The sequence below is a fragment of the Segatella copri genome, assembly GCF_015074785.1.
In the GTDB taxonomy this organism is placed as follows: Bacteria; Bacteroidota; Bacteroidia; order Bacteroidales; family Bacteroidaceae; genus Prevotella.
This window is the reverse complement of sequence record NZ_CP042464.1, coordinates 1,013,461-1,026,623: the sequence shown is the minus strand read 5'-3', so window position 1 is coordinate 1,026,623 and position 13,163 is coordinate 1,013,461. Positions and strand designations below refer to the sequence as shown.

Here is a 13,163-nt window from a genome sequence, read left to right as displayed (position 1 = left end):
AAAAATTTTCTTCCGGGAATTACCAAAGCTCCAGGCGCTGGTTCTTAGGAATGAACAGCTTATCGCCCTGCTTTACACCAAATGCCTCATACCATGCATCGATGTGAGGAAGCGCACCATCAACACGCCACTTGCCGAGAGAATGAGGATCATCCTTTACGCGGTTGCGGATTTCCTTATCAGTAATGTTCTGTCCCCAAACACCTGCATAGGCGAGGAAGAAACGCTGGTCAGGAGTAAAACCATCCTTGTTCTTCAATGGCTTCTTGGCTGTAGCATTCTTGAAGGCATTGTATGAAACCATCAAACCACCATGGTCGGCAAGGTTCTCGCCGAGGGTGAAACGACCGTTGGCATTCAGATCAGGCAACACCTTGATGTTGCTGAAGAAATCAGCATACATATCAGCACGCTTGTTGAAACCTTCTGCATCAGCTGCAGTCCACCAGTCCTTCAGATTACCGCTAGCATCATACTGACGACCCTGATCATCGAATCCGTGAGTCATCTCATGGCCGATTACTACGCCGATAGCACCATAGTTGAATGCTGCATCAGCCTTAGGATCGAAGAAAGGATACTGGAGAATACCGGCTGGGAAGCAGATCTCATTGGTAGTAGGATTGTAGTAAGCATTCACGGTCTGAGGAGTCATGAACCACTCATCCTTATCTACTGGCTTTCCTGCCTTCTCTGCAATCTCCTTATCGTTGGCAAACTTGCGGCAAGCCAACACGTTCTCATAATAGCTCTTAGATGGGTCGATGCTGAGCTTGCTGAAATCTGTCCACTTGTTAGGATAACCAATCTTTACATAGAACTTGTCGAGCTTGTTGTGAGCAGCTTTCTTTGTAGCCTCGCTCATCCAGGTCTGAGCATCGATACGCTGACCGAGGCTGATCTGAAGATTCTTCACGAGAGTCTCCATCATCTTCTTAGAGCTTTCTGGGAAATAGCGCTTGCAGTAGATGCGACCGAGCGCCTCGCCCAACTGAGCCTCTACCTGAGCAGTAGCACGCTTCCACAGAGGATAATCCTCCTTACGGCCACTCATAGTCTTGCCAAAGAATTCAAAACGGGCTTCGCGAATCTCATCGCTGAGGTAAGAAGCAGAACTACTGATGATGTCCCACTCCATCAAAGCCTTCAATGTGCCTGCACATTCTGCAGCAGCCACCTTGTCATAACCGGCGAAGAAAGCAGGCTGACCTACGATCATCTCCTTGAGATATTCGCTCTTGATTCCCTCGGCGTTGGCAAGTGCCTCAAGAGGAATGTTAGGATAATTCTCCTTGAATTCTGCCAAGGTCATCTTGTTGTAGTTTGCCTGAGGATCACGAAGTTCGGTACGGCTCTTAGAGAAAGTAGCGAGCGTTGTTTCGTGAAGGAATACGGCAGAAGCCTTCTTGGCAGCTTCATCAGCAGAGAAACCATAGAGCTGGAACATCTTGCTGAGGTAAGTCTTATAAGCCTCACGGATAGCTACAGTTGCAGCATCGTTGTTGAGGTAATAATCCTTGGCACCGAGAGTAAGACCGCCCTGCATCAGGTTGTAGATGTTCATGGTTACGTTCTTCTCATCGGCAGCGAAACCTGCGCCATAGCTCAAACCGAGACCCATCCATGCATACTTAACCTGAAGCTTCTGAAGCTCGTCCTTGGTCTTGGCAGCTTCAATCTCATCCATAAGAGGCTTTACTGGAGCGATTCCAGCCTTGTTGCGGCTGTCAACATCCATAGAGAGTTTGTAGAAATCAGACAATTTCTGCTCAATGGTTCCAGTCTTGTAAGTCTTCTTCTGGAGTTCAGAAAGAATGGTGTTGATGCGTTTGTTGTTGTTCTCAGCCAGCTGGTCAAAACTACCATAACGGCTGTAAGCGGCAGGAAGAGGATTGTTCTTCTGCCATCCACCTGTAGCAAACTGATAGAAACTGTCTGCTGGCTTCACTGTCTTGTCGAGATTGCTCATGACAAGACCCGATTTGTTCTGAGCATCAGTGCCTAACGGCAGAGCTGCGATCAGCATCATCGGTAAGATCATCTTCATTTTCATTTTCTTCTCTTTATTTTATATTAATGTTACTGTTATTTCGAAACTTCTTCCAATTCTTCCGAAAGGAGCATCCAGCGCTCGTTCTCCTCATCGAGACCCTTCATGAGTTCGGTGTATTCAGTAACGAGTTCCATGTTGGTTGCATTTTCCGGTTTCATCAGGAGTTCATCAATCTCCTTCTTTCTCGCTTCCAGTTTCTCAATCTTCGCCTCACATTCCTTCACGGCTTTCTCAGCCTTGCGGATCTTCTTCTGCTGTTCCTTATGTTCAGCGTAGCTCTGCTTGCCGGATGTGGCAGAGGCAAGACTGTCGGCTGTAGAACCTGATGCGACAGAAGAGCCGGAAGTATTGGCAGAAGGCGAACCGGCAGAAGCCATGCTCTGGTTGGCAAGAGCCTGATTGATGTTCTCGGCATTATGGGCACGGAGATAATCGTAAATACCACCGAGATGCTCACGAACCTTGCCGCCGCCAAACTCATAGACCTTATCTACCAGACCATCGAGGAATTCACGGTCGTGGCTCACGATGATGGCTGTTCCATCGAAAGCCTTGATGGCTTCTTTCAGCACATCCTTCGACTGCATGTCGAGATGGTTGGTAGGCTCATCGAGAATGAGGAGATTCACCGGTTCGAGCAGGAGCTTGATCATAGCCAGTCGGCTGCGTTCTCCTCCACTCAGAACCTTGACAAACTTCTCAGAAGTCTCGCCGCCAAACATGAAGGCGCCCAGGAGATCGTTCACCTTCAGACGCATTTCGCCTGTTGCCACATTGTCGATAGTCTGGAAGATGGTAAGATTCTCATCCAAGAGCTGCGCCTGATTCTGGGCGAAATAACCGATCTGCACATTATGACCAATCTTGAGAGTTCCGGTGAAAGGAATCTCACCCATGATACATTTTACCAGGGTAGACTTACCTTCGCCGTTCTTACCCACGAAAGCCACCTTCTCGCCACGCTTGATGGTAAAGGTAACATGGTCGAAGACGGTGTGTGCGCCGTAATCCTTGCGCACCTCATCACAGATGATAGGATAATCGCCACTTCTGAGACAAGGAGGGAATTTGAGGTGCATCTGCTTGTTGTCAACCTCATCCACCTCGATAGACACGATTTTCTCAAGCTGCTTGATTCTGCTCTGCACCTGAACCGCCTTGGTAGGCTTGTAGCGGAATCGCTCGATGAAATCCTTGATGTCGGCAATCTCCTTCTGCTGGTTTTCGTAAGCACGGAGCTGCTGCTCGCGGCGTTCGGCACGCAACACCACATACTCATCGTATTTCACCTTATAGTCTTCTACCCTTCCGCAAGTAATTTCGAGAGTACGGTTAGTTACATTGTTGATGAAAGCACGGTCGTGGCTCACCAGAACCACAGCCTTGGCACTCTGCGCCAGGAACTGCTCCAACCACTGGATACTTTCAATATCAAGGTGGTTGGTAGGCTCATCGAGGAGCAGTACATCAGGCTTCTGCAACAGAATCTTGGCAAGTTCGATACGCATTCGCCAACCGCCGGAAAACTCCTTGGTAGGGCGCTCGAAATCATCGCGCGTAAAGCCAAGACCGCTCAAGGTGCGCTCTATCTCAGCCTCATAGTTTTCGCCACCCATCATCATGTAGCGTTCATGTTCCTGGGTAAACTTCTCTACGAGCTGGGCATAGCTTTCGCTCTCATAGTCGGTGCGGTCGGCCATTTCCTGCTGCATCTTGTCCAGACGCGCCTTCATCTCGGTATTATGGGCGAAAGCCTTGCGGGTTTCCTCTTTCACGGTCGTATCGTCCTGCAGTTTCATCACCTGTGGCAGATAGCCGATAGTGGTTTCGTTAGGAATAGCCACAACGCCGTCAGTAGGTTTCTGCAAACCGCAGAGAATCTTGAGCATCGTAGATTTTCCTGCACCATTCTTACCCACCAGGGCAATGCGGTCGCGATCGTTGATGACGAAACTTACATCATGAAAGAGAGGCTTGACGCCAAACTCTACTTTCAGTCCTTCTACTGAAATCATCTATTTTAATTTATAATTTACAATTAATAATTTACTGAACTTTCGCACGTGGTTCAAGTACGGGCTGAAGGCCCAAAAGCTCTTAGCCCAGGGCATCGCCCTGGGTATAATGGCAGCGCAACAATGCGCCCTGTAAGGGCAAAAGCTTTGTAAATTGCCTGGTACTTGAAAGCTTTTGCCCTTTCAGGGCGACAAACTTGCGTCCATGATTACCCAGGGCGTTGCCCTGGGCTAGGAGCTTCTGCCCTTTCAGGGCGTGTGGAGCTCACTTGCGAAACTTGAATAATTGATAGTTTTCCTAACTCCTTTTACGGAATGAGCAGGGATGAATCTCCATAACTCAGGAAACGGAAATCATGCGAAAGAGCATAATCGTAAACCTTCTTCCAGTCGCCCTTGAGGAAAGCACTCACCAGAAGCAGGAGTGTGCTCTGAGGCTGATGGAAATTGGTGACCAGCATCTTCACAATCTTATACTGATAGCCAGGAGCAATGATAATCTGCGTGCTGGAATGGAGAGCCTCCAAGCCGTTGCGGTCCAGATAATCAATGATTGCCTGGATAGCCTGCATCGGAGTGATTCCATCTACCAGATTGCCATCTTCAGAAAGCTCGTAAGGATCCCACTGTTTTACGTGCAGATCTTCTTCATTTGCCTCAGGATGCTTCAGCAGATGAACGCCCATGTAATAGAGACTCTCGATGGTACGAACGCTGGTTGTTCCTACGGCAATGACCCGGCACTCGTGCTTGATGAGTTTTTCCAGACTGCGACGATGAACAACAATGTATTCCGTATGCATCTGATGGCCTTCGATTTCAAGACTCTTCACCGGTTTGAATGTGCCGGCTCCTACATGCAGGGTTACTTCTTCGCGGTCGATTCCATGCGCATCAAGATCCTTGAGAACAGCATCGGTAAAATGAAGTCCGGCAGTTGGAGCAGCCACACTTCCCTTGATTTTAGAATAAACCGTCTGATAGGTGGTCTTGTCGCTCTCCTCTGTCTTGCGGTTGAGATATGGAGGAATAGGCAACTCGCCTACTGCTTCGAGAATCTCAGCGAAAGAAACCTTGTCGTTGTCCCAATCAAAATCAACCCAATAGTTGGTTCCTCCGCCTTTGGCAACCATTTCCTGCGCTTCAGAGCCTAGCGCATCTCCGCGTCGCATAGTGGCGCTGAGCGTAAGCTTGTGGCCCTTGATTTCGAAATCACGCTTCAGGCTTCCCTCTTTCCATTTCTTCAGATTACCGATCATGCAGAGCCAGGAACAATGTCCGGCGGTCTGGAACATGAGTTCATAATCAGTAGGTTCTGCAGGCTCCATCAAGAAAACCTCAATAAGCGCACCTGTTTCCTTGCGGAAGTGCAGACGCGCTTGTATCACCTTGGTATTGTTGAATATCATCAAGGCTCCTTGAGGGAGATATGTGGGAAGATGATGGAAAACATCATCGCTTACCTCGCCGTGCTTATAGACCAGCAGTTTGCTGTGGTCGCGCTGGGCAATAGGGAATTTTGCGATGCGCTCATCCGGTAAATCATAGTTATAATCACTAATCTTAATGTGTTTTGTATCCATTATTTATTTTACTTTTTGAACTTTTATTTCTGTACTAAAGATAAGCCATCTGACAGGTGGCATAAAACACAACCATGATAAGGGTAAATATCACTACGGTCATGATTTTATCTACATCATCATAGTCGTAACCCGTACTTGTATACTGGTTGGAAATATATTTAATCTTTGGGGAGATGCGGTAATACATCCTGATGTAGATAAGATAAACGACAACTCCTACCACAGCTCCGATAGCCAGACCGCAAAGAATGTCGACCGGATAATGAACACCCAGGTAAAGACGGGTCCAACAGTTCACGAGCGACCATAATAACAGGGTCCACGTAACCAGTTTGCTGCGGATAAGCAACGAGAAGAAGATGGCTATAGAAAGCGTATTAGCCGCATGAGCCGAACAGAAGCTGAAACTCTTGAGGCGCATATTGTCAACCACCTGAACCGTATACTTGAACATCGGGTCGCTGGAAGGTCGCCATCTTTCAGCCAGCGGTTTGATAATTCCATCCACCAGTCCATCAGCCAGAAAGATGCAGAGCACCGCTCCTCCAACCACGAGCGCAATCTGCCCCATCATCTCGTTGTTTCTTATCACAACAACGAAGAGGACGATATAAAGCGGAATCCATGTCCAGCCCGACGTAAGCGCCATCGCCATCTGATCGAGCCAGACATTCTCGCTGCCGTTAAACACATGCAACAGCTGCATGTCAAAATCTTGTATCCTACTAAAATCCATTCTCTTTATTTTAATCAGATTTTATCTTAATCAGATTTCCTCAATTGCCTTGGTCTCTATCCAGCCTTCTCTGCCGTCTCCTACCTTGATTCCACGCCAGCCTTTCATCGCCTTATCGGTAATGTCAACGCGGGTTCCTTCATGCAGCAGGAAGAGGTCAGCGCTCGTCTTGGATGGAGTTTTCTTCACATTGACAGAAGGAGCGATGATGATGGCTCCCGTACGGTTTATGAGCATCTGCCGCTGCTGGTAAGCAAAGAGATTGCTCAGCAGGAAGACTGCCACGAAGAAGATTCCACCGAAGAAACCAATCTTGCGCAACACAATATGCGAACCGAAGAGATAAACCAAGACCAGAACCAGCGCCATGATGATGGCTATGATGCCAGTCTTTGCCCAACAGTCAACACTCGTAAAGTTAACCAACGCCTTCCACCAGGTTACGAAGAACATCTCGCTTTCCGGAGTAATCTTATCGATGGTCTTGCTACGTGCAAACTGCAGGTTGAAGCTGATGTCTTCATCGCCTGGCGAGAGCAGATGGGCACGCTCATAATTGAGCACAGCCTTGGTAATATTGTCTGTACGGTAATAAGCATTGCCCAAGTTATAGTAAACTTCGGCAGAAACACCATAGTTGTTCAATATTTCCTCATAGTCGCGTATGGCCTGCTGATAATTACCTTTCTGATATTCCGTATCAGCATTGTTCTTGGTTACAGCGCCTGCAGAAACAGAGCAGCCCAACATCACCATGATCATCATGACGAATGAGTATCCGGTTGCACTCTTCTTGCGCTGCTTACGCGTTGCATTGATAGCATTTTCTATATCCATAATAGCAGTCATTGCTGATTCGAATGTACGGTTCATATTGCCGGCAGGGTCGCCCGGCGCATAGCGTTCAAACTCACATTCATCAAGCGCAGTTGTAAACTTCTCGATAGTTCTCTCCTCTACACAATGTTTTTCGAGCATAGCCTGAATGTTTTCACGTGAGAGTTTTTCAGCTGGCATGTTGAGCTTGTAGCTTACATAGCCCCACAAAGCACGGAGCACTTCATCGTAGAATTCTTCCTGCTTGCCACCGAGCATCAGCAGATGAGCCTTCTTCAGGCGCTTGGTTGCTATCTTGTTTGCCTTGTTGGAACGGACCTTTACAAGGTCGGCATTCTCGAGAGCACGGCGGCGGAAGACGATGAGCAGGGCAAAGAAGGCTGCCAATGGAACCAGCAGACTGGTCCAGTAGCCGAAGCTTCCGTAGAACATATCGTCAATATCATGGAGCTTAGACTTGCCCAGTTTCAGCGCATGAATGTCCTTATCCTTGTTGCTGAAATCTGATGTTTCATTGTCTGATGTTCCATCGCCCTTCTCTACGTTCAGCGTAAACGGCTGGGTCTTGATTGTCTTGTACTTGTTAGCCGAAGTATCATAATAGGTGAATTCTACCGCAGGAATGGTATAATTTCCCTGATTACGAGGCACAGCCAGGAAGTCATAAATCATATTGCCTTCTACGCCATTGGCTGTGAGACGGGTCTTGTCTGTCACCTTCGCATCGTACTTGTCAAAATCCTTAGGGAAGGTGATGACAGGCTGCTTGAGCAGCTTCAGGTTTCCGATTCCTCCTACCACGACACGAATGGTGATTGGTTCGCCAGCCTTTACTTCCTTCTTGTCGATGGAAGCAGTAATATTGAATTTACCTACACCGCCCGAGAAGTCGGCAGGGCGCTGAGGCAATGGATCAACCTGAATTTTCACACTAGGAGCAATAATATCTTTCTTTACTTCAACATAGCCAGAACCGCCATTGAAGAAAGCTTCCATCGGGTCAACGTTTCTGTTCTGCTGAACTACGATTCCCTTGAAGGTAATAGCAGGAATGGTGAGGCTTCCCGTCATCTGCGGATACATGACATACTGGCTCCATGTAACGCATCGGTAAGGTCGGCCGTTTACGGTTTCAGTATGGAAACTCTTCTGCTGAGGCAGCGGAACTTCCTGGTTGTGGAATCCCTTCAGGTCAGGCATCTTGCCTTCCAACTGGGTAAGGTCTACCTGCGTGTAAACCTTATAAGTAAGGAGCACCGGTTCCTGTTCGTGAACACGTCGCTTGTTGGCTGTAACCTTGATGAAGAGGTCTCTGCCTGATATTCTTGATCCGGCAGTTCGCATGCGTGGTTCATTATAATCATCCTGTCCGTGCATGGAAGGAGCGCCGTTGTTGCGTGCAGCATGGCCAGAAACCGTAATCTTTACCGGATGGGAAGAGAGTTTCTTACCATTTACGATGGCATGAGAGGCACCAATGCCAAAGGTTCCGTTCTTAGCTGCGTAGAGCGTATAGGTAATGGTTACCGATGATGAAGAGGAAGTATGGCCATTGATCATCTGATAACTGGACTGCGATGAGGTATAAGGACCTGCGATTACCTCAAGTCCTTCTCCTACTCCGCCCATGCGGAATTCCTCTACATCACGTGTATTGATGGTATAGGCCACACGGAAGTTTTCTCCCGCCGCCACGTGTGTTGGTGCCGACACACTGATATGCTGGGCTTTCAGCTGCAAACTGAAGCCCAGAAGCATTGCCCATATAATAATATACCAACCTATATGTTTCATGTTCTAAATCTATTATGCTCGTTGAATTATTTTACTTTTTACCAGTTTTTCTCATATTGCTTTCTGCGAGGCTGACTCATCGCTTTCTGCATCTTGCGCTTCGTATCCTTCTCCTGCTGGATGGCAGCGTTCAAGAGTTGTTCAGCATTATCTTTGCTCATCTTGTCCTGATTGTTCTGATTCTGCTGATTGTTCTTATTTTTATCGTTCTTGTTCTTGTCTTTATTCTGATCTTTGTTCTGATCCTTATTCTGCTTGTCCTTGTTCTTGTCCTTGTTTTTATTCTTGTTGTTCTTGTTCTTATCGTTCTGCTTGTTCTGCTTCTGGTTTTTGAGCAGTTTCTTGCAGAGGGCAAGATTATATCGGGTTGCATTGTCCTGCGGATTGCAGCGCAGGGCGTTCTCATAACATCCTATGGCCTGCGCATATTGCTGATGCTGCTGCATGACCACACCCATGTTGTGGTAACTTCTGGCGCGCCGAATCTTGTTCGTTTCCAGTTTCGAAGCATTCTCAAACTGTATCATCGCCATCGAATCCTTCTGCTGCATCATCAGGGCGCAACCCAGATTATAGACAGCCTGCGCATTCTTCTGGTTCTTGGAGATAGCCTTGCGATATTGCGTTTCAGCTGCAGCCCACTTCTGTTTATGATAGGCACGGTTTCCCTGGCGGATGAAGTTGCGGTCGTTCTGCGCTCCCACCTTCGCCAAGCCCAGCACCATCAGGGCAAAAACCAATATATATCTTAAATATCTCATTCCTATTATATAATAATGTATAAACGTTTATCAGAAAGGCTTCTTGATGTCTTTCTTAAAAAACTTGATGTTTCTGAGCAGAGGATTCTTTACCTCAAGCAGACAGATTTCGATGATAAGCAACAGGATGACAAGAATACCTACAGCCTGAAACTGTTCATCATAAGCGCTGTAAACCACACTCGTCACATCGCCTTTCTGCAATTTGGCAATATCATCATTCAATGCTCTTTCCGCATCGCTGGTATTATCTACATGAATGTACTGACCCTTGCCTGCCTGGGCAAGTTCCTTGCACATCTGCTCATTCAGGGCGGTCATTACGGTGTTGCCTGCATTGTCCTTCAGATAAGAGCCGTCGCCCATAGGGATTGGCGCTCCCTTGGTGTTACCAATGCCCAGGATAAAGACATTGATTCCTTTCTTGTTGGCAGCAGCCGCTGCCTCCTGTGCGCCAGGCTCATGGTTTTCGCCATCAGTAATTACGATAATGGCTCTGCCTACATTCTCCTGCTGGGTGAAACTCTTGGAAGCTAAATCGATGGCTTCGCCGATATTGGTTCCCTGGGTCTGGATAAGACCAGGGGTTATATTCTGGAGAAACATCTTTGCCGAAACATAATCGGTGGTAATTGGCAACTGCACGAACGCATCGCCTGCAAAGACGATGAGTCCAATCTTGTCGTTGTTAAAGTTGTCGACCAGATTTTCGATAAGCATCTTACTCTTGTCCAAACGGGATGGAACCACGTCCTGACAGAGCATGGAATTTGAAATATCGAGGCAGATGATGGTTTCAATACCATGTCGCTTATCGTGAGAAATCTTGCTGCCCATCTGCGGACGAGCTACCATCACGATGAGAAGCGCCAAGGCTGCAAGCATCAGCACAAACTTAACTGTTGGGCGATATTTGGAGATGTTGGGCATGAGCTGTTTCAGAAGTTCCGGATCACCGAGCTTCTTCAGTCTAGCCTTTCTTCTTCTCCATCCTATCAGTCTGATCAGAATCAGTACTGGTATTATCCACAACAGCCAGAGAAATATAGGATCTTCAAATCTTAACATTTTCTATTCTAATTATATCTTCTATTCGATTATCCGATAATCAGTAAAATATCTCCGATAACTGGTAAAATATCTCCGAAAGATAGCAGAATATCTCCGAAAGATAGCGGAATATCTCCGATAATCAGTAATGGCTCAGTATCCGGATTACGGAATTCTTCTGAACCAGGTGATGCGGAGCAGGATTTCTACCAGCAATACCAGGAGAGCTGCCAAGGCGAATGGCTGATAAGCTTCATATCGCTTAGCGAAATGCTTGACATTAAACTTGGTTTTCTCCAGTTTATCAATGTCCCTGTAAATCTTCTTCAGCTCATTATTGTTCGTTGCGCGATAGAAATTACCATCGGTTGTCTGCGCAATGTCGCTCAGCGTCTTCGTATCTATCTCTACCGGAATGTTGACGTACTGTACTCCTCCTGCCACAGGCATTGGATAAGGAGCCACCTTGTTGGTTCCTACACCGATGGTGTAAACGCGGATTCCGTAGCTCTTGGCAATCTCTGCTGCGGTCATTGGCGAGATTTCGCCCATGTTGTTACTGCCGTCGGTAAGAAGAATCACAACCTTCGATTTTGACTTAGAATCCTTCAGGCGGCTCACGGCATTGGCGAGTCCCATTCCCACTGCGGTTCCATCGTCAATCAGTCCCCGGGCGGCAATATCCGTACGGGTTGCCTGCAAGAGGCGCAACAGACTGGCATGATCGGTTGTCATCGGGCACTGGGTGAAGGCTTCACCGGCAAAGATAGTCAGACCGATGTTGTCGTTCGGTCTTCCCGAGATGAATTCTGTTGCCACATCCTTAGCCGCTTCCATACGGTTTGGTCTCAAATCTTCGGCAAGCATAGAGGTGGAAACGTCCATCGCCAACATAATGTCAATGCCTTCCACCGTCTTGTTGTCCCAAGCCGTATGCGTCTGCGGACGAGCCATCGCACAGACGATGAGCACGAAACAGATGCATCTCAGCACCATTGGCAGATGGATGAGACGCACACGCAGGCTCTTCGGAGCATATTGATACTTTTTCGTGTCGCTCATGCGCATGGTTGGCGCATTCTTCTTCCTGTAGAGGAAATACCATAATATATAAGGTATCAGCAACAGGAGCAACAGAAAATAGCCTTTACTTGCAAATTCCATTTCTATATTTTTCTATTTATAGCCAGGCAAAGAGTTTCGGAATAAACCGCTTTGCCCGGCGAAACGTTTCATAAGAACACCCTGCTTTACATCAGCAGCATGGCTGACTGATAAATGATGTAACCCAACAGAGCCAGACCTACGATGGCTCCTATCCAGAGGAGCGACTTGATGAGGCGGCGCTGAGATTGCGTCTTCTGCTCTTCATTGGTCAATTGTGGAACCACCTTTTCTTCTGTAGGTTTCTCATCTGTCTTGGTCTGGTCGATGAAGTTGATGGCATTCACCAGGTTTGCATCGTTCTCATTCACCAGGGTTTCATATTTGGCAAACTTCACGAGGTCGGCAGTCTGGAAGAGTTCCTTCAGTTCATCTATCATCTTCTGGTCGCCTGCTTCGCGCAAACGTTCGATGATTTCGGCACTGGTCATCTCCATGGCATTGAATCCGAAACGGCTCACGATGTATTCTCTCAGCGTATTGGTAAGCTGAGTGTAGTAAGCCTTCTGTGTTTCCTGATTCTCAACGTGCTGCTGCTTGATGACGTTGATTTGATTCAGCGCCTTTTCATGAGCCGGAACTCGTTTTACGATGCGGATATGGGTGATGATTGGCTTGTTGTTTTTCAGTCTGTTGCGCAGATAAAGCCATGCGCCACAGAGGATTAACAGCAATAGGCTCAACCAAAAAATCGCACTCCATTCGCTCCAGGAGAAAGGATTATCCTGAACATCCTTGGGCGGATAGAACTGGTTGGGATGAACCGTATCTACGGGCACGGTGAGCACCTTCAGCGCAAGCTGGTTGCCATGACAGTTCTTGCCGTTTACCTTCACATTGAGCGCAGGAATCACGTACACCTTTTCATCAAACGATGTCAGCGTATAGTCGCGGCTCACCACCATGCGGTCGTCGCCTATGTGTGAAGTGTCGCCTTTACTCTGCTCTACCACTTCCACTCCCGGCGTAATTTGCTGCTGCGGCTTGAAAGATGGCAGTTGCACCTTATCGCCCTGCTTGACCGAAGCCTTCAGATGCAGCACGGTCTGCTGTCCTATCAGTATCTGCAGCGAGTCGATGCGTTGCTCTACCTGCTGGGCTTGAGCCAAGCCTGAGCACCCCAGGAGAGCGAGCGACAATATGATATTCTTTACTTTAAACATAGTT

General features: G+C 47.6%; 9 protein-coding genes. All 9 read right to left on the bottom strand.

Translation table 11 applies throughout. From position 1 onward, the window contains the following. Positions 1-19: 19 nt before the first annotated feature. The 9 genes from FO447_RS04560 to FO447_RS04520 all read right to left on the bottom strand — a co-directional run bounded on the left by FO447_RS04560 (position 20) and on the right by FO447_RS04520 (position 13,159). Entirely contained in the window at positions 20-2,053 is a 2,034-nt protein-coding gene (locus FO447_RS04560; RefSeq protein WP_200757901.1) for a M13 family metallopeptidase, read from the bottom strand. Positions 2,054-2,085: 32 nt separating this feature from the next. Next, positions 2,086-4,068: an ABC-F family ATP-binding cassette domain-containing protein gene (locus FO447_RS04555; protein ID WP_200757899.1), complete on the bottom strand. Its 1,983-nt coding sequence runs from the start codon at positions 4,066-4,068 to the stop codon at positions 2,086-2,088. Between the two features lie 308 nt (positions 4,069-4,376). Next, positions 4,377-5,651, bottom strand: a complete 1,275-nt coding sequence (locus FO447_RS04550; protein ID WP_200757897.1) for an S-adenosylmethionine:tRNA ribosyltransferase-isomerase — start codon at positions 5,649-5,651, stop codon at positions 4,377-4,379. 34 nt (positions 5,652-5,685) lie between these two features. Next, the gene (locus tag FO447_RS04545; RefSeq protein ID WP_200757896.1) at positions 5,686-6,390 is read right to left on the bottom strand and encodes a phosphatase PAP2 family protein; all 705 of its coding nucleotides are present in this window, start codon (positions 6,388-6,390) and stop codon (positions 5,686-5,688) included. Between the two features lie 30 nt (positions 6,391-6,420). Further along, positions 6,421-9,021 (bottom strand): BatD family protein, encoded by a 2,601-nt coding sequence (locus tag FO447_RS04540; protein ID WP_200757895.1) that lies wholly within the window; start codon positions 9,019-9,021, stop codon positions 6,421-6,423. Between the two features lie 38 nt (positions 9,022-9,059). After that, on the bottom strand, positions 9,060-9,782 hold the full coding sequence (locus tag FO447_RS04535; protein WP_200757894.1) for a tetratricopeptide repeat protein: 723 nt from the start codon (positions 9,780-9,782) through the stop codon (positions 9,060-9,062). A 30-nt stretch (positions 9,783-9,812) separates the two neighbouring features. Beyond that, positions 9,813-10,850: a vWA domain-containing protein gene (locus tag FO447_RS04530; RefSeq protein WP_200757893.1), complete on the bottom strand. Its 1,038-nt coding sequence runs from the start codon at positions 10,848-10,850 to the stop codon at positions 9,813-9,815. A 147-nt stretch (positions 10,851-10,997) separates the two neighbouring features. After that, positions 10,998-11,996, bottom strand: coding sequence for a vWA domain-containing protein (locus tag FO447_RS04525; protein WP_006846684.1), 999 nt, complete (start codon positions 11,994-11,996; stop codon positions 10,998-11,000). Between the two features lie 86 nt (positions 11,997-12,082). Next, on the bottom strand, positions 12,083-13,159 hold the full coding sequence (locus FO447_RS04520) for a hypothetical protein (RefSeq protein ID WP_200757892.1): 1,077 nt from the start codon (positions 13,157-13,159) through the stop codon (positions 12,083-12,085). Positions 13,160-13,163 lie beyond the last annotated feature (4 nt).